Source organism: Lentzea sp. HUAS TT2 (assembly GCF_051853195.1).
GTDB lineage: Bacteria > Actinomycetota > Actinomycetes > Mycobacteriales > Pseudonocardiaceae > Lentzea.
The window spans coordinates 3,676,146-3,696,780 of record NZ_CP196667.1 but is presented as its reverse complement, the minus strand read 5'-3'; the positions used below and the strand labels follow the sequence as shown (position 1 = coordinate 3,696,780).

Annotated in this window: 15 protein-coding genes; 5 read left to right on the top strand and 10 right to left on the bottom strand. The window is 70.3% G+C overall.

Annotated features, from left to right (window positions below):
* Positions 1-289 precede the first annotated feature (289 nt).
* The 4 genes from ACSHWB_RS18645 to ACSHWB_RS18630 form a co-directional block, all read right to left on the bottom strand.
* Positions 290-1,504, bottom strand: a complete 1,215-nt coding sequence (locus ACSHWB_RS18645; RefSeq protein WP_439663278.1) for a mannosyltransferase — start codon at positions 1,502-1,504, stop codon at positions 290-292.
* A gap of 279 nt (positions 1,505-1,783) precedes the next feature.
* On the bottom strand, positions 1,784-1,939 hold the full coding sequence (locus ACSHWB_RS18640; protein ID WP_090007203.1) for a DUF6131 family protein: 156 nt from the start codon (positions 1,937-1,939) through the stop codon (positions 1,784-1,786).
* Between the two features lie 63 nt (positions 1,940-2,002).
* Complete coding sequence (locus ACSHWB_RS18635; RefSeq protein ID WP_439663277.1) at positions 2,003-4,723, bottom strand: BTAD domain-containing putative transcriptional regulator; 2,721 nt, start codon at positions 4,721-4,723, stop codon at positions 2,003-2,005.
* Complete coding sequence (locus tag ACSHWB_RS18630; protein WP_439663276.1) at positions 4,720-7,827, bottom strand: BTAD domain-containing putative transcriptional regulator; 3,108 nt, start codon at positions 7,825-7,827, stop codon at positions 4,720-4,722. The genes ACSHWB_RS18635 and ACSHWB_RS18630 overlap by 4 nt, the downstream gene beginning before the upstream one ends.
* Positions 7,828-7,898: 71 nt before the next feature.
* On the opposite strand from ACSHWB_RS18630, the gene ACSHWB_RS18625 reads away from it, so the two are divergent.
* The gene (locus ACSHWB_RS18625; RefSeq protein WP_439663275.1) at positions 7,899-8,681 is read left to right on the top strand and encodes an SAM-dependent methyltransferase; all 783 of its coding nucleotides are present in this window, start codon (positions 7,899-7,901) and stop codon (positions 8,679-8,681) included.
* 28 nt (positions 8,682-8,709) lie between these two features.
* Here ACSHWB_RS18625 and ACSHWB_RS18620 read toward each other — a convergent pair whose 3' ends face one another.
* Both ACSHWB_RS18620 and ychF read right to left on the bottom strand, forming a co-directional pair.
* Positions 8,710-9,846 (bottom strand): Fic family protein, encoded by a 1,137-nt coding sequence (locus ACSHWB_RS18620; RefSeq protein ID WP_439663274.1) that lies wholly within the window; start codon positions 9,844-9,846, stop codon positions 8,710-8,712.
* 93 nt (positions 9,847-9,939) lie between these two features.
* Positions 9,940-11,019, bottom strand: coding sequence for a redox-regulated ATPase YchF (gene ychF, locus ACSHWB_RS18615; protein WP_439663273.1), 1,080 nt, complete (start codon positions 11,017-11,019; stop codon positions 9,940-9,942).
* An 80-nt stretch (positions 11,020-11,099) separates the two neighbouring features.
* Between ychF and ACSHWB_RS18610 the strand changes: the two genes are divergently transcribed.
* A complete protein-coding gene (locus ACSHWB_RS18610) occupies positions 11,100-12,386 on the top strand; it encodes a bifunctional transcriptional activator/DNA repair enzyme AdaA (protein ID WP_439663272.1) in 1,287 nt (428 codons plus the stop codon).
* Positions 12,383-12,880, top strand: coding sequence for a methylated-DNA--[protein]-cysteine S-methyltransferase (locus ACSHWB_RS18605; protein ID WP_439663271.1), 498 nt, complete (start codon positions 12,383-12,385; stop codon positions 12,878-12,880). Before ACSHWB_RS18610 ends, ACSHWB_RS18605 begins: the two co-directional genes overlap by 4 nt.
* Here ACSHWB_RS18605 and ACSHWB_RS18600 read toward each other — a convergent pair.
* From ACSHWB_RS18600 to ACSHWB_RS18590, 3 genes are read right to left on the bottom strand one after another with little or no spacing between them, the layout of a single operon-like run.
* On the bottom strand, positions 12,877-13,404 hold the full coding sequence (locus ACSHWB_RS18600) for a hypothetical protein (protein WP_439663270.1): 528 nt from the start codon (positions 13,402-13,404) through the stop codon (positions 12,877-12,879). The two genes, ACSHWB_RS18605 and ACSHWB_RS18600, sit on opposite strands and share 4 nt — an antisense overlap.
* A gap of 32 nt (positions 13,405-13,436) precedes the next feature.
* Positions 13,437-16,313 carry an AAA family ATPase gene (locus ACSHWB_RS18595; RefSeq protein WP_439663269.1) on the bottom strand — a complete coding sequence of 959 codons (2,877 nt, stop codon included), beginning with the start codon at positions 16,311-16,313 and terminating at the stop codon, positions 13,437-13,439.
* A complete protein-coding gene (locus tag ACSHWB_RS18590; protein WP_439663268.1) occupies positions 16,310-17,449 on the bottom strand; it encodes an exonuclease SbcCD subunit D in 1,140 nt (379 codons plus the stop codon). Before ACSHWB_RS18590 ends, ACSHWB_RS18595 begins: the two co-directional genes overlap by 4 nt.
* A gap of 99 nt (positions 17,450-17,548) precedes the next feature.
* Between ACSHWB_RS18590 and ACSHWB_RS18585 the strand changes: the two genes are divergently transcribed.
* Positions 17,549-18,460, top strand: a complete 912-nt coding sequence (locus tag ACSHWB_RS18585; RefSeq protein ID WP_319980264.1) for a DNA recombination protein RmuC — start codon at positions 17,549-17,551, stop codon at positions 18,458-18,460.
* Positions 18,461-18,549: 89 nt separating this feature from the next.
* Complete coding sequence (locus tag ACSHWB_RS18580; RefSeq protein WP_439663267.1) at positions 18,550-19,269, top strand: DUF6542 domain-containing protein; 720 nt, start codon at positions 18,550-18,552, stop codon at positions 19,267-19,269.
* Positions 19,270-19,672: 403 nt separating this feature from the next.
* Here ACSHWB_RS18580 and ACSHWB_RS18575 read toward each other — a convergent pair whose 3' ends face one another.
* Positions 19,673-20,617, bottom strand: coding sequence for a 4-hydroxy-3-methylbut-2-enyl diphosphate reductase (locus ACSHWB_RS18575; RefSeq protein ID WP_439663266.1), 945 nt, complete (start codon positions 20,615-20,617; stop codon positions 19,673-19,675).
* Positions 20,618-20,635 lie beyond the last annotated feature (18 nt).

The following is a 20,635-nucleotide window of genomic DNA, read 5'->3' as shown; positions in this document are numbered from 1 at the left end:
CACTTCTGGCACCAGGCTCAGAAGTCACCGGACGCGCTGAACACGGCGCTGCCGTCGTTCACGCGCATCGCCGTCGCGGACAACGACCGTTCCTGCAGCGCCACGACGGCTTCTGGGGCGCGACGGGCAAGGACGCCGCGATGATCACCTACGCGATCGCCGCCGGCATCAACGCGGGTGTGCTCGACCGGGACCGCACGTGCGGAAGGGCTGGCAGGCCCTCCTGACCGCGCTGGACGCCGACGGGACGCTGGGCTGGGTCGCGGCCCGCAACTCGTGGAAACCGGCCTCAGCCGGTGACACCGGTGGGTTCGCCGTGGGCAGCTTCCTCATCGCCGGGCAGCAGCTCGTCCCGCTCACGCCGGGTTGCCAGCCCGATCGCGACGAGCGTGAGCAGACCCGCGGCCGGATAGCCCCAGCCGAGCGCCACGAAGATCCACGGCCGCGGGAAGTCCCAGATGTTCGGCTGGGCGAGCAGCAGGAACGAGATCAGGTAGCCGCCGGTCAGCAGCACCCACAGGCCGGCGGTGATCTTGCAGAGCAGGTGCCCGCCCTCGTAGATCAGCCACAGCAGGGCGGGCACCATCCACACCCAGTGGTGGCTCCACGAGATCGGCGAGACGAGCAGGCCGAGCATCTGGACGCTGACGATCAACGCCAGCACGTCCTTGGTCTTGCTGACCGCGAACCACGTCAGCGCGGCCGCGACGAGCACGGCGACGATGTAGAGCGGCCCGGTCTTCACGTCGTAGCCGACCGTGCGGCTCAACGCGCCGCGCATCGACTGGTTGATCGCGCTGCCGACCGGCCCGACGCGGCTCGCGTCCCCGAGCAGCTGGAACCAGAACTTGTCCGACTGGGACGGTGAGATGGCCCACCCGATGCCGTAGACCACGACAAAGGCGACGAACGACCACACAGCGGCCATCCAGCGGCGCTGGATCAGGAAGTACAGCCCCGAGATCGCGGGCGTGAGCTTGATGCCCGCGGCGAAACCCACACCGGCGCCGCCGACCCAGTTGCGCGCGCTGGCGAGCGTGCCGATCAGGATCGCGACCAGCACCAGGTTGATCTGGCCGTAGTTCAGCGTGGTGCGGACCGGCTCGATCCACAGCGTCAGCGCGGTCCACATCATGGCGTGCCGCGGGTCCTGCATCTTCAGCAGCTTCAGGCTGGTGCGCACGATGTAGTAGAGGCAGCCCAGGCAGATCAGCTGCCAGATCCAGCGCGACGCCTCCCACGGCACCCAGCTCATCGGCGTGAAGATCGCGGCCGCGAACGGCGGGTAGGTGAACGGCAGCGGGAACACGTCCGCGTACTGGTCGAGCCGCCACTCGTAGAGGTCGCCGGAGAACAGGTGCGGCGACCCGTTGCGGTACACCAGCAGGTCGATCATGGTCATCTTCGCCTGGAACGCGACCATGAACAGGTGCCCGGCGACCGACAACACGAGCAGCCACGGTGCTACGGAGAGCACACGCGCTTCCACAGCACGGAGTTTCACCCCGAAAACGTTACCCGAGGCAACGAAACGGGGTACCCCGGCGTCATTAGCAACGGGAGAGATCGCAAGAGGGAGTTTTCTGAACATGTCTGTTGATCTTGTAGTTGCCGCTGTCGCCGCTCTGGCCATGCTGGGGGTCGCGTTCGGAGTGTTCGCCGCCGCCGCGCGTGCCAAGAACAACGTGTAAGCCGTTGTGAGACAAAAGGAAGAGGGAGCCTCCACAAAGGAGACTCCCTCTTCACCGTTTCCGAGGGGGAGAACGGTGCTCCGGTACGGCGTTTAGAAGTAGTGCGCCCGGCCGCCGATCGGCTTGCCGACCGCGCCGAGAACGGCGAGAATCGCGCCGATCACCAGCAGCACCACGCCAAGCGTCGTCAGGATGCTGATACCAGCAAGCCATCCGACGACGAGCAGGATCAGTCCGAGGACGATCATGACACCTCCAGGTGGGGAATCCTGTTCTAGGGCTACCCCGCCGAGGTAGGTACAAACCTCGCTTCATACATTCGTCACCGATGCAAGCAGCTCGTGCACCTGCTGGATCTCCTCCTGGAAGTTCTCCCGGTCCAGCATGCCGTCGGCGACCCGCAGCGCCTCGGTGAGGTGCTCCCGCGCACGAGCGGGCTCCCCGGCCTGGATGAAGGCCGTTCCGAGCAGGATGAGGCAGCTGGCGACGTCGGTCACCGCACGCATCTGCTGCCAGACCCGCAACGCCCGCTCGTAGCTCTCGACGGCCTCGGTGTACCGGCCGAGTCCGAGGTAGATGTCGCCCAGCGTCTCCTGGTTGCCCGCGGGTCCGGCGTCCTGGCCGTTGAACTCGGTCTCGGCGAACCTCTCCGCCGCCAGCAGGCAGAGCTCCAGCGCACGGGCACCGTCGCCCACCTTGTGGTGCGCCCTGCCGAACGCGGCCAGGTGGCGGCCGAGCTCGTAGCCGTCCTGGTCGTCCGCCATGCGCGGATGGATCTCCGCCAGCACCTCGAGCGCCTCCGCGAACCGTTCCTGCCGTTCGAAGGAGAACGCGAGCCCGCGCCGCAGATGCGCCTCCGCGTGGACGTTGCCGCCGGCGCACCGGATCGCCTCACGCAGGTGGAACTCGCTGGCGGGAAAGTCGTTGAAGCTGATCTGCGTGGAGGCGAGCCTGCGGTGCATCAGGCTCTGCGCGTCGAGGTCGCCGAGCCGTTCCGCCGCCGCCAGCCCGACGCGGTGCCCGGCCGCGGCGTCGTGGATGTGGCCCTTGCGGGAGAGGTAGTCGTGCAGCGTGAACATCGTCTTCCAGGCGAAGTCGTCCTCACCCAGCTCCCCCGCCCGTTCCACGGCGCTGAGCAGGACCCGGTACTCGGCGTCGAACCGGGCCCACGCCGCGTCCGCGTCCGCGACCGGCTCGACCAGCACGTCCGGCGCGGGAGGCTCCGTCACGACCGGCGCGGCGTTGAACTGCAGGTGCTGCCAGGAGGTGTGGGTGGTGTGCAGGTAGTGGTCGAACATCCGGCGCAACGCCGCGGCCCTCGGTTCGGCGGGCAGGTCGGCCACCCGTTCCGCCGCGAAGTCGCGCAGCAGGTCGTGCAGCGCGTACCGGCCGCCGGTGCCCGTGTCGAGCAGGCTGCCGGCCACGAGCTCGCCCAGCAGCCGCCGCGTCCTGACCAGGGGCAGCCCGGCCAGGCTGGCCGCGGCCGCCACGGCGAGGTCGGGGCCTGGATGCAGCCCGAGCAGGACGAACATGCGGGCGGCGTCCTCGCTGAGCGACCGCAGCGACCACGAGAAGACCGCGCGGACGCCGGTGGAGTCGTCGACGTCCAGCGCGTCGAGCCGTTCGCCCGCCAGCTCCCCGGCCAGCGCGGTGAGGGAGTCGTCGTACGCGGCACGGGCGGCGACGATGCTCAGCGCCAGCGGCAGTCCCGCGCAGTGCGCCACCAGCCGTGCCGCGGCCTCGGGTTCGGCGGCGACCCTGTGCGCACCGATCCGCGAGGTCAGCAGGTCCAGGCCGCGCTGTTCGTCCAGCAGGTCGAGCGTGACCGGACGCGCGCCCTCCCGTGCCACCAGGCCGCGCAGCTGGTTGCGGCTCGTGATCAGCACCAGGTTGGAGGCCGTGCCCGGCAGCAGCGGCCGGACCTGGTCGGCGTCGCGGGCGTTGTCCAGCAGGAGCAGCACCCGGCGTCTAGCGAGCACCGACCGGTAGTGCGCGACCAACGCCTCCTCCGACCGCAGGTCCGCCACCGAGACGCCGAGCGCCAGCAGCACGTTGCTGATCGCGGCCAGCGGACGCACCGGCTCGGCCCGCGAGTCGAACCCGCGCAGGTTGACGTAGATCTGGCCGTCCGGGAAGTGGTGGGCCACCTGGTGCGCCCAGTGCACCGCGAGGGACGTCTTGCCCACGCCTCCGACGCCGTTGATCGCCGCGATCAGCACCGGCTCGTCCCGCCGGGTGTGCAGCATCTCGGTCAGCCGCGCCAGCTCTCGTTCACGGCCGACGAACCGCGAGTGGGTGAGCGGGAGCTGCCTGGGCACCTCGGCCGAGGCCTGGACCTCACCGCTGAGGACCTGCTCGTGCGCTTCGAGCAGCCGGCGGCCGGGGTCGACCCCCAGCTCGTCCGCCAGGCGCTTGCGGATCTCCTGGTAGACCGCCAGCGCCTCCGCCTGCTGCCCGTCGCGGTGCAGCGCGAGCATCAGCTGCGCCCAGAACACCTCGCGGAACGGGTGCGTCCGGGTGAGCGACCGCAGCTCGGGCACCAGCACGTCGGTGGCGACGGCCAGGTCCGCGTCGATCCGGCGTTCCAGCGCGACGGCCCGTTCCTCCTCCAGTCTCGGGACGTCCTCGCGGTGCAGCGAGTCCGAGAGGACGTTCGCCAGCACCGGGCCGCGCCACAGCTCCAGTGCCGCGCGGTGCTCGCCCTGCGCGGTGAGCTCGCGGAACCGGGCGAGGTCGAGCTGGCCGGGAGCCACCTCGGCCGAGTAGCCGCGCGACGACGTGCGGACGCAGCTGGCGGCACCGAGCGACCGCCGCAGCCGCAGCACGACCGTCTGCAACGTCTTGTGCGCCCGGTCCTTGGCGGGCGGCTCGCCGTCCCACACCCGTTCGACCAGCTCGTCCACCGGCACGAACTCGTTGGCGCGCAACAACAGCGTGGCGAGCAGCACGCGCCCGCGCCCGGCGGGCACAGCGACCGGCACGCCGTCGAGCAGCACCTCCAGCGGCCCCAGCACGCGGTACTCGACGGTCACGGCCCTGGGACCCCGCAGTCCCGGTAGGCCTTGGCGGCCAACGCTTCCGCGGTCTTCGCGCCCTCCTCGTCACCCGCGGTGCGGCGGATCACGGCGAGTGCTTCGAGCGACTGCCCCTCCTGGTGCCGCTGGTGGTACCGCTGGTGCGTGGCGACGGCCTCCTCCGCACACCGCAGCGCGTCCCCCAGCTCACCCGCCGCGAGGTGCAGGAACGCCTGTTCCCTGGTCACCCTTCCGGTGAGCAGGGCGTTCCCCTTGTCGAGCGAGCGCGTTTCGGCCAGGTGGTGCGCCGCTCGCTCGTGCTCGCCGAGCAGGCGGTACGACTGCGCGAGCGACAGATGGGCGTCCATCTGCATCTTCACCGGCTTGTCGCCGTCCATCATCTTGAGCTGCAGGTGTCCCGCGGCCAGTGCGTCCTCGTGCGCACCGCAGTCGTCGAACAGGTCGGCCAGCGCGTTCCAGGCGTCGAACTCCTCCTCGAAACTGGTCCTCTTCCGCACCTCGTCCAGCACCTCGATCATGAGGTCGAACGCGTCGTCGAACTGCAGGAGCGCCCGCCTCACGTTGACGACGGCGATGGTGCCGATCGTGATCGGCCGGGGGTTGCCGAGCTTCGCCTGCAGCGCCAGGAACGCGTCGTGGTTCGCGAGCACCTCGGGCATCCTGCCCAGTTGGTGGTAGACGCCGTTCAGCGAGGCGTGGGCGTGGCCCAGCACGGCGGGCGAGTTCGCCGCCAGTTCCAGCGCCGTGAGCAGCGCCTGCTCCGCGCCGAGGAGGTCGGGCAGGTCGAACAGGCCCGCGGCGATGTTGAGCAGCGACACGGCCTGACCGTCGGACTCACCCCGCTGTTCGTGGATCGCGAACGCCAGTCGCTGGTGGTGCAGGAACTTCTGCGTGTCCCCCACCGTGCGAGCCAGCGCGCCCAGGAGCTTGTGCGCCGTCGCCTGAGCCGGCTGGTCGCCCGTGCGCAGACTCAGCTCGAACGCCTCGTCCGTGAGCTCCTTCACCTGTGCGAAATCGGCCTGGGAGAAGCGGTAGATCGCGTAGGAGAGGTTCGAGTGGGCGATCAGCACGTCCTCGCCGGACTCGCGGGCGGACCGGTCCCTGATCTCGCACAACGCCGACCAGCTCGCGTCGTCGCGGGTCTCGTAGCAGTAGGAGCTGAGCACGGCGCCGATCTCGTTGGCGGGCCGGTGCTCACCCCGTTCGGCCGCGACGACCATCGCCGCGACCATGTTCTGGTACTCGGCGGTCATCCACGCGAACGCCTGTTCCGTCGTCCTCAGCACGAAGCCGGGCAGCTGGGTCGTGGTGGTGGCGAGCGGGAACCGCCGCTGGTCGGGGAACAGCAACTCGGCCGCGTCGTCGTTCATGCGACGGTAGAAGTCGTACAGCCGCCAGAGCGCCGCGTCGATCTCCTCTGCCGTGCACCTTTCCCGCGCATACACGCGAAGCAGGTCGTGCAGAGCGAAGCGGTTATCGCGCTCCTCCACGAGATGGACCGCGACGAGCTGGTTGAGCTGACGACGGACGTTGTCCAGCCCGGAGATCACGGCGGCGTCGTCGGCGGTGAAGTCCACGCCGGGCAACGCCCCGAGCCGGCGCAGCACCAGCCGTGTGTCCTCCGCCAGCGCGGAGTAGCTCTCGTCGAAGACGACACCCACCGCGGCCGCCGGGTCACCGGGCACCGCCAGCTCACCGAGCCGGTCGGCGTCGAGCTGCGCGACCTTGCCCTCGATGGTCATGTCGTCCTGCGCGCGCAGGTCCGCGGCCGCGATGCGCAGGGCCAGAGGCAATCCGGCGCACAACCGCACCAGCGAGGCCGCCGCGTCCTTCTCCGCGCGCACCCGGTCCGCACCGAGCACACGTTCCAGCAACCGCATGCCGTCGTCGTCGCTCAGCGTCGGCAGCTTGACGAGGTCCGCGTCGTTCAGCGTCAGCCCGCGCAGGTCACCGCGGCTGGTGACGATCGCCAGCGCCCCCGCCGACGCGGGCAGCAGCGGCCGCACCTGCTCGGCACTCGCCGCGTTGTCCAGCAGCAGCAACAACTTCCGGTCCGCGGCGAGCGAGCGGTAGAGCGCCACCTGCTCGTCCAGGCCGACCGGCACGGAACCGACGCCCAGTCCCTTGAGCACCAGCGCCAGCGCCTCCTGCGGCGGCATCGCCTGCACCTGGTCCTGGCCGCGCAGGTTCACGAAGATCTGCCCGTCCTCGAACCGCGCCGCGATCCGGTGCGCCCAGTGCACGGCGAGCGCGGTCTTGCCCACCCCGCCGGTGCCCGAGATGACCAGCACGCGCGCCTCACTAGCGGCGAGCCGTGCCACGTCGGCCTCACGCCCGGCGAACGTGGCGAGATCCGGCGGCAGCTGCCTGGCCGTGACGCGCTTCTCCTTGGGCGGCGCGACCTCCCCGCGCAGGATCTGCTCGTGCAGTTCGCGCAGCGCGGGCGCCGGGTCGATCCCCAGCTCGTCCGCGAGCATCTCGCTGACCTGCCGATACGTCGACAGCGCCGCAGCCTGCTGCCCCGACCGGTACAGCGCCAGCATCAGCTGTCCCCAGAAGCGGTCGCGCAACGGATGCCGTCGCGTCAGTTCCTGCAACTCCGGCACCAGATCGGCCGCCCGCCCCGCCTCGAGGTCCGCCTCTACCCGCTGCTCCAGCGCGCCGAGCTGCTCCTCCACCAGCGACGGCACCTCGTCGCGGTGCAGCGACTCCGACACCACGTTGCCCAGCACCGGCCCCCGCCACAACGCCAGCGCGGGCCCGAACCGCTGCCGCGACACCAGCGCCCGGAACCTCAGCAGGTCGAGCTGCTCGGGCTCGATCTCGGCCAGGTACCCACCACGCTCGTGCCGGACGCAGTTGGCCTCCCCCAGCGCCTGCCGCAGCCGCATCACCACGGTCTGCAACGTCTTGTGAGCCCGGTCGAGATCCGGCGGATCGCCCTCCCACACCCGCTCGACCAGCTCGTCCACAGACGTGAACCGATTGGCGCGCAACAACAACGTGGCGAGCAACACCCGGCCGCGCCCAGCCGGAACCGCCACGGGCTCACCGTCGAGCAATACCTCCAGCGGTCCCAGCAACCGGTACTCAACTCTCACACGGCGAAAGTCTAGGTGCGCCGCCGAGATCCGCGCTGGACGCAGGACACCACAGTTGCCACGCTCGGGACATGCGGGGAGTGAGCAGGACAGCACTGTGGGTCGCCTCGATGCGCGCCGCCGAGGCCGCCAGACCAGACCGCCTGCACGACGACCCGCTGGCAGCGGCGGTGGATTTCGAGTCGGTCCCGCCGGCCCCACCGGGCGCGGCCGAGTTCATGGCCGTGCGCACCCGGTTCTACGACGACTTCTTGCGCGGTTGCGGCCTCACACAGGTGGTGGCGCTGGCCGCGGGGCTGGACGCCCGCGCGTTCCGGCTGAACTGGCCTGGTGGCACCCGGTTGTTCGAGCTGGACCTGCCCGAACTCCTGGAGTTCAAGGAAGAGCTGATCGGTGGCACCGGCTTGGTCAGTCGCTGCACCCGCGTCGTCGTGCCGGTGGACCTGCGCACCGACTGGATTGTGCCGCTGACTGCGGCCGGGTTCGACGCCGCCCAACCCACCGCCTGGATCGCGGAGGGGTTGCTGCCGTACCTGGGCGAGGAGGACCGGAAGCGGCTGCTCGACATGGTCCACGCGCGGTCCGCGCCTGGTAGCCGGTTCGCGTTCGACCACATGGACACGTCGGCGGACGACCGCGCGTCTGTGGTCGACACCTTGGAGCGGATTCGGAGCATGGGCGCGGAGTTCGTGGCTACCGCAGCGGATCCGTTGGGCTGGCTGGCCGCGCACGGCTGGACTTCCGCCGTGGATCGGGTTTCTCAGCTCGCCGTCGCGTACGGGCGGCCGCTGCCGGAGTTCATGGATCCGGCAGCGGCTGACGCGACCGCGCTGTGCACGGCCGCTTTGAGATGATCAGACGTTGAAGCGGAACTCCACCACGTCACCGCTCGTACGGATCAGTCAGCGTCAGCGGCGTCCTGGCCGCTTCCAGGGCTGACTCCGGAAAACGGTCGCCGACGGTGTAGAAACGGGCGCGAGTACGACCGACCGGTGTCAGAACACCGGCGGTGACCAGGTCACGCAGATCCCGCTGGGCTCGTTGCAGCCCAAGGTTCTCGGCTCGCTCGTAGCGAGTGCGGCGCACCCGCCCCGACATCGCCACGTCGTGCAGCGCCGCCACAGCCCTCTGCTCCAACCCCTTGGCCTCAGCGAACTCACCGAGCAGAACCCACACCCGGCTCGAACGGTCCAGCCGGCCGCGAACGGTCTGCGCCTGCTGGTGATACGCGATGAGGTTGAAGCGGACCCAGTCGGAAACGTCCTGGCCGGGACGGTAGGTCGCGCCTCGGTGCTGCAGTTCGCGGTAGTACTCCCACGTGTTGCCAGGCCGTCCCAGCCAAGCCTCGATCGAGGAGAACTCGGGAGCCAGCTCTCCCTCTCTCGCGATCATGAGTGTCTGGAGGGACCGGGACATGCGGCCGTTTCCGTCCGCCCACGGGTGGATGGAGACGAGATGAAGGTGCGCCATCGCGGCCCGCACCAGCGGGTGGATGCCGTCATCCGCGTTCAACCACTCGACCAGCTCGCTCATCAACGAGGGCACGTCGACCGCGTCCGGCGCCGTGTACACCGCGATGCTGGGGTCGCGGGCGTCCGTCACGTACACCGCACCGCGGCGCCATTGCCCGGCCGGCTTCCTCGGGGTGTGCCGGTGCCCCTGCAACATCCAGTGCAGCGCGTTGAGGAACTCCTTGCCGTAGCGGAAGTCCTCGACGTCGTGAAGCGTCTTGATGTAGGTCATCATGCGCTGGTAGGCGAGCGTCTCCTCGCGGTTCTCCTCGGAGACGTCGACATCCCGTTCACCCTCGAGGAGGTCCTCGACGTCGACCGTGGAGACCTTGAAGCCCTCGATCGAGTTGGAGGCCGCCACCGCGTCGGCGGTCAGGAACTTGCGCAGCCCTTCGGCCCACTTCGTCGGAGTGTTCCGGACCTGCTGACGCAACGAGCGGCGTAGGTCGTCGATCTCCCCGAGAACGCGCTGGTCCTCGGCGGTGAGAGCAGGCGTGGGGTACAGCATGCGTCAAAGATAGATTGACGCAATCATTACGTCAATGCGTCACAGCGTCAACGACGAAGGGGCCGGACCACCAGGCCCGGCCCCTTCGGCTGATCAGACGTTGAAGCGGAACTCCACCACGTCGCCATCGGACATGACGTAGTCCTTGCCCTCCATGCGGACCTTGCCCGCCGCCTTCGCGTCAGCCTTCGACCCGGAGGCCACCAGGTCGTCGAACGACACGACCTCGGCCTTGATGAAGCCCTTCTCGAAGTCCGTGTGGATCACGCCGGCGGCCTGCGGGGCGGTGGCGCCCTGCGGGATCGTCCAGGCGCGCGCCTCCTTCGGGCCCGCGGTGAGGTAGGTCTGCAGGCCGAGGGTGTGGAAGCCGGCGCGGGCCAGGGCGTGCAGGCCCGGCTCCGCCTGGCCGATCGACTCCAGCAGCTCGAGGGCCGACTCCTCGTCGAGCTCGAGGAGCTCCGACTCGACCTTGGCGTCGAGGAACACCGCGTCGGCCGGGGCGACGAGCTCGCGCAGTTCCTTCACGCGGGCCTCGTCGGTCAGGACGCCCTCGTCGGCGTTGAAGACGTAGAGGAACGGCTTGGTGGTGAGCAGGGAGAGCTCACGCAGCAGTTCACCGTCCACTTCGGACTGCGCTGCGAACAGCGTGCGGCCCGCGTCGAGGATGTCCTTGGCCTTCTTGGCGTTCTCGAGGACGGCGCGGCGGTCCTTCTGCATCCGCGCCTCCTTCTCGATCCTCGGGATGGCCTTCTCGAGGGTCTGGAGGTCGGCGAGGATCAGCTCCGTGTTGATCGTCTCGATGTCGCTCGACGGATCGACGCGGCCGTCGACGTGCACGACGTCCGGGTCGTCGAAGACGCGGATCACCTGGCAGATCGCGTTGGCCTCGCGGATGTTCGCGAGGAACTTGTTGCCGAGGCCTTCGCCCTCCGACGCGCCCTTGACGATGCCCGCGATGTCGACGAACGACACCACGGCGGGCACCTCGCGCTCGGAGCCGAAGATCGCGGCCAGCTTGGAGAGACGCGCATCCGGCAGCGGCACGACGCCCACGTTCGGCTCGATCGTCGCGAACGGGTAGTTCGCGGCGAGCACGTCGTTGCGCGTGAGCGCGTTGAACAGGGTGGACTTGCCAACGTTGGGCAGGCCGACGATACCGAGGGTCAAACTCACGGGGAGCGAGTCTACGGCAGCCGACGGTCGTGTCCGATTCCCGCGAGCCATTGGCCGTTCCCGCTGGCAGGATCGATGGCATGGTCATTGACGAAGAACACGCGTACCGGGTGTGCTCCGCACGTGACGCCCGTTTCGACGGGTGCTTCATCCACGCGGTCCGCACGACCGGCATCTACTGCCGGCCGTCGTGCCCCGCGGTGACCCCGAAGCGCCGCAACAGCCAGTTCTTCCTGACGGCAGCGGCCGCGCAGTCCGCCGGGTTCCGCGCCTGCCGCCGCTGCCTGCCCGACGCCGTGCCCGGCTCCCCCGAGTGGAACCTCCGCGCGGACCTCGCCGGGCGGGCGATGCGCCTGATCAGCGACGGCATCGTGGAACGCGACGGGGTGACCGGCCTGGCGTCCAGGCTGGGCTACTCGGAACGCCACCTCACGCGGGTGCTGACCGCCGAACTGGGCGCCGGACCGCTGGCGCTGGCGCGTGCCCACCGCGCGCACGCCGCCCGGTTGCTGATCGAGACGACCGAGCTGCCGTTCGCCGACATCGCGTTCGCCGCGGGCTTCGCGTCGGTGCGGCAGTTCAACGACACGATCCGCATGGTGTTCGCGTCCACGCCGTCCGACATGCGCGGCCGGGGCAAGGCACCGGTGGGCACGCCGGGTCGCATCGTCCTGCGGCTGCCGTACCGGCCGCCGTTCGACGCCGCGGGGCTGCTGGCCCACTTCCGGGCGCACGCGTTGCCCGGCGTCGAGGAGGTGACCGCCGACTCCTACGCGCGCACGCTCTCACTGCCGCACGGTGAGGCGACGGTCCGCCTGACGTTCCCCACCGACCACGTCCTGTGCTCGCTGCGGCTGGCCGACGTGCGGGACCTGGGCGCGGCCGTGTCCCGCGTCCGGCGCCTGCTGGACCTCGACGCCGACCCGATGGCCGTCGACTCGTTCCTGGGCGCGGACCCGATGATCGGCCCGCTGGTCCGCGAGACGCCCGGCATCCGCGTGGCGGGCAGCGTGGACGGCGCGGAGACCCTGCTGCGGCTGGTGGCCCCGTTCACCGGTGTCCCGCTGCAGATCCCGGACGGCGCGCTGACGCACCTCTACGCGGCGGGAGACCACCCCGTCACCGAGGCGCTGGCGAACGGCAGCCTCGTCGTGGACGTGGGCCGCTCGATCGAGGACCTGACCGAGGAACTCACCCCGCTGGTCGGCACCGCCGTGGCCGACGAGGTGGCCATGCGGGTGCTGGGCGCACCGGACGTGCTGGTGCTCCCCGCCGCGGCGAGACACCTGGCTTCCCACGGTCCCGAATGGCGGCCGTGGCGCTCCTACGCCGGAGCACACCTGACGAGGAAGGCAGCTACATCATGAGCGTCGCACACACGTCCACTGTGGACACCCCGGCGGGGCCGTTCACCGCGATCGTCGCGCCGGACGGGGCAGTGCTGGCCAGCGGCTGGACCGCCGACCTCGCCCTGCTGACGCCGCAGATCCACGCCTCCCTGATGCCGGCCGAGATCACCGAACGGCCCGACCTGGGCGACGTCACCAAGGCCGTCATCGCCTACCACGAAGGCGACCTGACCTCGATCGACACCGTCGAGGTCCGGCAGAGGTCGGGCCCGTTCCTGCAGCACGCGTGGGACGTCCTGCGCACGGTCCGCGCCGGCGAGCCCGTCACCTACAGCGAGTACGCCGAGCTGTCCGGCCGTCCCGCCGCCATCCGCGCCGCAGCCTCGGCCTGCGCGCGCAACTCGGTGGCGCTGTTCGTTCCCTGCCACCGGGTGATCCGCATCGGCGGCAACCTCGGCGGCTTCCGCTGGGGCCTCGACGTCAAGCGCTGGCTGCTCGCCCACGAGCGCTAACCGACCAGGTTGATCTCCGGCGGCCCCGTCATGGTGACCAGGTCCGTGCCGCACTTCCGGCACGGCCTGGCGACCGGCCAGACCGCGTTGGTCTGCAGCGACTGCTCCCCGTTGAACCAGTCGTCCTCTCCGGCGTCGCGGCAGGAATGACACCCGACGCGGTAATGCAGGCGGACCCACGACTTGCCCGCCAGCTCGCTGCCCCGCGTGTCCGGGCGCTTGAGGTCGGTGAACGGCGACCACCAGAACGACAACCGGCAGCGCAGCGCGTGGTGGGCCTTGCCACCGTAGGAGTCGAACCCGGTGATGCGGATCGGCGCTGGGTGGCTGCCCGCGAGGTCGAGATCGTCCTGCCATTCCAGCCGCGTCTGCGAGGAGCTGCACAGACCGTGCGCCGCGCCCTCGTGCAGGACGACGGTCCGGCCGGTCCTGCGGCACACGAAGCAGTCGTGCGAGTACTCCACCCTGTTCGACCACCAGAAGTGGGCGGCCTCGGTGACCTCGACGCGAGCGGTGATTTCCACGTGGGACAGCACTCGCCGAGGTTAGACGCTGATCACGCCAGCGACATCTCCAGCGTCGACCCGGTCCGCGCCTTGCGCACCCGCAGCCGCGTGGGAATCCGCTGCCGCAGCTCCTCCACGTGTGACACCAGCCCCACGACCCGTCCACCGGCCCGCAGCTCGTCCAGCGTGTTCATCACGATGTCCAGCGTGTCCGAGTCCAGGGTGCCGAACCCCTCGTCGACGAACAGCGTGTCCAGCAACGCGCCACCGGTCTCGTTGGCGACCACGTCGGCCAGCCCGAGCGCGAGCGACAGCGAGGCCAGGAACGACTCCCCGCCGGACAACGTCTTGGCCGGCCGCGCCCGCCCCGAGTAGTCGTCCAGCACGTCGAGGTTCAGCCCGCCGCGGGTGCCGCGCGCCCCGGCCGAGTCGGAGTGCACGAAGCTGTACCGCCCCTGGCTCATCCGGTGCAGCCGGGCGGACGCGGCGACCGCGACCTCCTCCAGCCGCGCTGCCAGCACGTACGACCGCAGGGTCATCTTCTTCGAGTTCTGGCCGCGCCCGTTGATCACGTCGGTCAGCGCGTCCAGCTCGGCGTAGGTGGCCTCCAGCGGCTCCAGCGACTTCCACTCGGCCCTCAGCCGGGCGGCGAGCTGGCCGACCCGGTCGAACGCCTCCTGGGCGCGTGCCAGGCTCGTGGCGGCCGAGGACGCGGCGGCACGGGCCGACGAGGCCTCCGCCGTGACCTGGGCGAGGTCCACCTCGGCGGCCGGGTCGATCCCGGCCAGCTCCTCCAGCGTCGCCGAGGCCGACGCACGGGCGCGTTCCCAGGCGGCGATCTTGTCGTCCAGCGCCTGCAGCTTGACCGCCGGACGGGCCGCGGCCAGCGCCGACTCGACGTCCGCGAAGCCCGCCTCCGCGGCCATGCCCGCGACCAGGGCCTGCTGCTCCTCGACCCTGGCGAAGGCCGCGTCCCTGGCGCTCCGGCGATCGGCCAGCTCCACCAACGCCTTCGACAGCCGCAGCAGGTGGTCCCGGCGGGTCAGGACGTCGTCGTGCTCGCCTCGCGCCTTGTCCAGCCGGGCGCCGCGCTCCTCGACCACGCCCACCAACGACGCGTGCTCGGTGCGCAGGCCGACGAGGTCCTGTTCCACCTGGGCCTTCTCCGCGCCCAGCTCGCGGGTCTTGCCCTCCAAGCCGACGAACTCGTTCTGCCGCTGCGAACGGGTGCGGGCCAGTTCCAGCGCCGCCCGGTACTCGGCCACCGCGGCAGCGGGTTCGTCGGAACCCAGGGCCTCCCAGCAGGCCTGGATGCGCAGTTCGGCGGCGTGGGCGGCACGCTCGGCGTCGTTGCGGCGGTCGAGCGCGAGCTGTTCCTCTGCGGCCGCGTCCTCCTCGTCGGTCGCGTCGACACCGCCGAGCATCGGTTGCGCGGGCGCGGGGTGCGAGGGCGAACCGCAGACCGCGCAGGGCTTGCCGCGCTGCAAAGCCCCCGCCAGTTCGATCGCCATGTTCTCCAGGCGCTGGTGGCGGACCTGCTGGAGGACGTCCTTGGTCTTCTGGTGGACGTCGATCGCCTCGTGCAGCGCCTTTTTGGTGCGCTCCAACGCTTTCCCCGCCTCCGGCAACGCCAGGGCGGCGTCGGCGCGGGACTTCAGCGACTCCAGGCGCGCCGAGGCCTCCGCGGCCGCGTCCAGCTGCAGGCGGCACTGGGCGAGGCGTTCCGGCAGCACGTCCAGCTCGGCGTTCAACGCCAGCAGGCGGCGTTCCACCTGGTACGAGGAGTTCTTCAGCACCGACAACCGGCGCACGTCGGCCTGCTGGCGTTCGGCCTCGGCCGCCAGCTCGCCCAGGCCACCGGCCTCCTCGCGGTAGCCCGCCGCGTCCTCGCGCAGCGACGTGCCCGTGTATCCCAGCAGCGCCAACGACTCCGCGGCACGGGACTCGTCGCGGACGGCGAACTCGCAGGACTGCTGGAGCTTCGCGATCTCCCCGAACGCCGGCACGACAGGGCTCGCGCGACGGGCGGCGTCACGTTCGGCGAACCACGACGCCGAGTCCGCGGCCTCCACCCGCGCCAGCAGCTCACGGGCCTCGCGCACGCGGCGGATCTGGTCGGCGTGCACGCGGGCCTGGGCCAGCAACGCGTCCGCGCCGTCGGCCACCCCGGCCGTCTCCTCGGACAACGCCCTGGCCGCGGTCACGGCCCCGGCCAGCCGCTCCAGCACGGACTCCAGCCAGCCCGGCTCGAACGACGGCTCCTCACCGGCGGCCTCGGCCACCCGGTGCACCAGCTCGGAGGCGCCCTGGCGGCGCTCCTCCAGCACCCGCCCGGCGACAACCCTCTTGTCGCGGAACCACTTCTCCACGTCCAGGAACCGCTCGGTGCCGAAGAGCTTCTCCAGCAACACCTCGCGCTCGGCCGTGTCCGACCTCAGGAACCGTGCGAACTCGCCCTGCGGCAACAGCACGACCTGGAAGAACTGCTCGTACGACATGCCCAGCATGTCCTCGACCGCGCGCGCCACGTCGTCGATGCGCGTGATGCCCTCGCCGTCCCAGCCCTCGAGCCAGGTCAGCGAGCACTTCGCGGGCTGCGTGGTGAACCCGCCGCCGCGCTTCTTCGGCCTGTCGAACTCCGGCGAGCGCACGATCCGGAACCGCCGCGACTGCACGGTGAGCTCCAGCGACACCTCCGTCGGCACCTCGGGATCGGCGTACTCGCAACGCAGCTTCTTCACGTCTCCGCGCGCGCCCGGCACCCGGCCGAACAGCGCGAACGCCACCGCGTCGAGCAACGTCGTCTTGCCCGCGCCGGTGTCGCCGTGCAGCAGGAACAGCCCGTCCGCACCCAGTTCGTCGAAGTCGACGACCTCGGGCTTCGGGTAAGGCCCGAACGCCGTGAGCTCCAGGCGGTGCAGTCTCATTGCTCCTGCTCCCTCGCCACCGACGCGAACGCCTCGCGCAACAACGCCATCTCCGCCTTGGAGGGCTCGGAGCCGCGCGCGTCCGACACGAAGCAGCAGGCCACTTCCTCGTCGGTCCGGCCGCGCAGCCGTTCCGCGTAGGTCATGGTGTGCTGCGGGCCCTGCTCCGGCCGCCACTCCACGTGCACCGCGTGCTCGAACCGCTTCTGCAACTGCCGCAACGCGTCCATCGGCCGCACCTGGTCCGTCAGCACCACGGACAGGAAGTGGTCCTCCAGCGGCTGGTGCGCCGGATCCTCCAGCACCTCGGCCAACGTCCCGCTCACCACGGCCAGCTGCCGCGGCACCGGCAGATCGCGCCGTTCCACCCCGACGAGCCCGCCCGCGTCCAACTCGACCAGCCACACCGACTTGCGGTGCCGCGCCTCGGAGAACGAGTACGCCAAAGGCGATCCCGAGTACCTCAGGTTCTCCGCCAGCGTCTGCGGCCCGTGCAGGTGCCCCAAAGCCACGTAGTCGACGCCCGCGAACACCTGCATCGACACGTCCTGCACGCCGCCCACCGCGATGGTGCGCTCGGACTCCGACGGCGCCCCGCCCGTCACGAAAGCGTGTGCCAGCACCACGGACCGCGCCTCGCGCGATGCCAGGTCGGCGCGAATCCGCCGCATCGCCTCGCCGAGCACGGGCGCGTGCCCCTTGTCCGCCACCCCGAGCACGTGCCGCGCGGGTTCCGGCTCCAGGAACGGGATCCCGTACACCGCGACGGGCCCGTGCTCGTCCTCCAGCTCGACCGGCTTGTCCAGCAACGAGATCTGCGTGCGCAGGTACAGCCCACCGGCCGCGGCGAACTCCCCGAACACGCCGATCCGCGCCGCCGAGTCGTGGTTGCCCGGCGTGATCACGATCCGCGCCCCGGCCGCCCGGATCCGCATCAGGACCCGCGCGCACAACGCCACCGCGTCGGCCGACGGCACGGCCCGGTCGTACAGGTCGCCCGAGATGACCACGACGTCGACCTTCTCGGAGGACACCAGGTCAGCGAGGCCGCTCAGCACCGACTCCTGCTCCACGAGCAGGTCGCGGCCGTGGAAGGTGCGCCCCACGTGCCAGTCGGAGGTGTGCAGGATCCGCATGGCCCCAACCGTAGAGACGAGGTCCGACAAAACTCCGGGAGGGTTCCCGGCGTGTCACCCGATCGAGTTCGACATCTTTGAGAGAGCATCATCGGTGCCGTGACCGCAGTGATCATCACCGCCTCGCTCGTCCTGGCCCTCGTGAGCGCCGGGGCGCTGCTGTTCGTCTGGCGTCTCTACCAGGACAGCGTCCGGCGAACCGACGAAGCGCTCCAGGCCATCGGCTCCGAACGCGCGCGCTACGACGCCCAACAGGTTGCCCTGCAACGCTACGAGGTGGCGTTCTCCAGCGTCAGCGGCCGTGGTGAACTGGGCGAACAGGTGCTCGTCGAAACGGCGCGCGCACTCGGCCTGAGGGAGAACCTCCACTACACGCTCCAGACGGACGTGGCGGGCGGCGGCGCGGTCAGGCCCGACATGGTGCTGAACGTCGGCGGCGGCCGCGCGGTCCCGGTCGACTCGAAGATGTCCATGGCGACGTGGGCAGAGGCGGTCGAGACGGACGATCCGCAGGAACGCCAGGACGCCCTGCGCGTGCACGTCCGCAACATCCGCTCCCGCGCCGCCGAACTGGCGGGCAAGGGCTACCAGCGCTGGGCCGACGCGATCTACGGCACGATCATGTTCGTCCCCAACGACGGCGCGGTCGTCGCAGCCCTGGACACCGATCCCGAACTGCTGCGCTGGCTGCTCGACCGCCGCGTCTTCCTGTGCGGCCCGACCGGGTTCGCCGTGATCGCCTCCTCGGCGATGTTCGCCGTCACCGAACGCGCGCTGGCCGACGACGTGGAGCAGGTCAGGCTGCAGGCGGGCCGCGCGAACCGGGCCGCCGACAGCGCCATCGACGCCGTCAACCTCTCCACCACCCACCTGCAGCGGTTCCTGTCGGCGAGGCGCCGGGAACTGGACGCGCTGGAGGGCTTCCGGGCGAGCGTGGAGCCGCTGACGGACGCCTCCGCCACCCCCACGCCCCTTCCGCTCGTCCGAAGGGCGGACGAACAGTCCGCTTAAAACGCACGGAGTGTGCCCGCAGGTTGCTTCTGGGTGAGAAAGCAGCGGACTGACGAACACCGAATGGCCGAACGGCTACCGTGTGCGTCGTGAGTGAGTTGCGCGAGCGTTCAGCAGCTTTCGATGACGACGACGTCGAAGACTACGACGCGGTTCCGTGGAACTACCGGGCCATCTTCGGGGAGTTCAAGGGCATCCCGTGGTGGGCGGCGATCCTCGCTGCCCTGATCCCGGCGTTCATCGGTGCGTTCATCGACATCAACTCCAGCAAGACGGTCGGCTGGACGTTCAACGTCGTGTTCTTCGTCGGAGCGCTGGCCGGGATCCTGCTGGTGCAGCGCCGCAGCCTGTTCGGGCCGATGGTGCAGCCGCCGCTGATCCTCGCCGTGACGGTGCCCACGCTCGTGATGTTCACCGGCGGCATCCAGAAGGGCGGCCTGTCCGCCATGGCGCTGGGCCTGGGCAAGCCGCTCATCGACAGCTTCCCGGTCATGGCCATCACCACCGCGGTCACCGTCGGCCTCGGCATCCTGCGGATGTTCCTGCAGAAGAACCCGAACCGGCCGAGCAAGGACGAGGTCCGCGAGGCCAAGGCGGAGATCAAGGAACGCGCCAAGCCCGTCCGCAGGCCGCGCGAGGAGCCGGCGGAGGAGGAGCGCCCGCGCCGTACCCGCCCGGAACGCACTGAGGGCACGCCGGCCCGCCGCCCGCGTCCCGAGGGGGCACCGGCCCGCCGCCCGCGCCCGGAAGGTGCCCGCGCCGAACGTCCCGCGGGCCAGCGCAAGCCCCGCCCGCGCGAGGACCGCTAGCGCCCAAACCAGCAGCTCGCGTGCTGTTCTGGCGTCTGCAAGCACCACCAACTCAAGATCATCAGGCGTTTCTCCACCACCGACTGCCAAACCCGAGCCTGGTTGCTCAGGACGAGCATGTGGCGAGCTGGGTGCGGCCGGCGGCGATTTGATCATGGATTGGCGGTACTTGCGCACGCCATGGCCGGGCTGCCCGCGAACCAACGAACTTCAGGCCCGCTCGGCTCGATCGGCCAGTGCCGTAAATCAGCCGCCCCAGCGGCGCCTCCCGCCCTCGCTCGACCGCACGCGGGGACCTTTCGTACTGCATGTCGGTACGAAAGGTCCCCGCGTGCGGCAAGGAGCGGCGGGGGCCTTCGGGGGCGGGCGGCTACTTCGCCTGCGGATCTCTGGCGCGGCGCGACTAGCGGACCAGGTCCTTGCGGAGCTCACGCGGCAGCGAGAACGTGATGCGCTCGTTCGCCGTGGTGATCTCCTCGACCTCGCCGTACCCGTGGGACTCGAGGAACTTGAGCAGCTCCATCACCAGCAGGTCCGGCACCGACGCGCCCGACGTGACGCCGACGGTCTCGACGCCCTCGAGCCACGCCAGGTCGACCTCCTTGGCGTAGTCGATCAGGTACGAGGCCTTGGCGCCGTGCTGCAGCGCGACCTCGACCAGCCGGACAGAGTTGGAGGAGTTCTTCGAGCCCACGACGAGCACCAGGTCGCACGACGGCGCCATCGTCTTCACCGCGGTCTGGCGGTTCGAGGTGGCGTAGCAGATGTCGTCGGAGGGCGGGTCCTGCAGATCGGGGAAGCGTTCCTTGAGCTGCCGGACCCGCACCATGGTCTCGTCGACCGACAGCGTGGTCTGGGACAGCCAGATGACCTTGTTCGGGTCGCGCACCTCGACCTTGGCGGCGTCCTCGGCGGTGTCGACGAGCTGGACGTGGTCCGGCGCCTCACCGGCGGTGCCCTCGACCTCCTCGTGACCCTCGTGGCCGATCAGGAGGATGTCGTAGTCCTCCTTGGCGAACCGCACCGCTTCCTTGTGGACCTTCGTCACGAGCGGGCAGGTGGCGTCGATGGTGCGCAACGAGCGCTGCTCGGCCTCCGCGTGCACGGCCGGCGACACGCCGTGCGCTGAGAACACGACGAGCGCGCCCTCAGGGACCTCGTCGGTCTCGTTGACGAAGATGGCACCGCGGTCGGACAACGTCTCCACGACGTACTTGTTGTGGACGATCTCCTTGCGCACGTAGACGGGAGCGCCGTACTTCTCGAGGGCGAGCTCGACCGTCTCGACGGCACGATCAACGCCCGCGCAGTAACCACGCGGCTTCGCCAACAGGACTCGCTTGGGCATGGCTCCAGGGTACCCAGG

Excerpts from the sequence above, each read along its gene's own strand:
- ACSHWB_RS18640 (WP_090007203.1), bottom strand. The coding sequence starts at position 1,939 with ATGATCGTCCTCGGACTGATCCTGCTCGTCGTCGGATGGCTTGCTGGT.
- ACSHWB_RS18625 (WP_439663275.1), top strand. The coding sequence starts at position 7,899 with ATGCGGGGAGTGAGCAGGACAGCACTGTGGGTCGCCTCGATGCGCGCC.
- ACSHWB_RS18620 (WP_439663274.1), bottom strand. The coding sequence starts at position 9,846 with ATGCTGTACCCCACGCCTGCTCTCACCGCCGAGGACCAGCGCGTTCTC.
- ACSHWB_RS18610 (WP_439663272.1), top strand. The coding sequence starts at position 11,100 with ATGGTCATTGACGAAGAACACGCGTACCGGGTGTGCTCCGCACGTGAC.
- ACSHWB_RS18605 (WP_439663271.1), top strand. The coding sequence starts at position 12,383 with ATGAGCGTCGCACACACGTCCACTGTGGACACCCCGGCGGGGCCGTTC.
- ACSHWB_RS18595 (WP_439663269.1), bottom strand. The coding sequence starts at position 16,313 with ATGAGACTGCACCGCCTGGAGCTCACGGCGTTCGGGCCTTACCCGAAG.
- ACSHWB_RS18590 (WP_439663268.1), bottom strand. The coding sequence starts at position 17,449 with ATGCGGATCCTGCACACCTCCGACTGGCACGTGGGGCGCACCTTCCAC.
- ACSHWB_RS18575 (WP_439663266.1), bottom strand. The coding sequence starts at position 20,617 with ATGCCCAAGCGAGTCCTGTTGGCGAAGCCGCGTGGTTACTGCGCGGGC.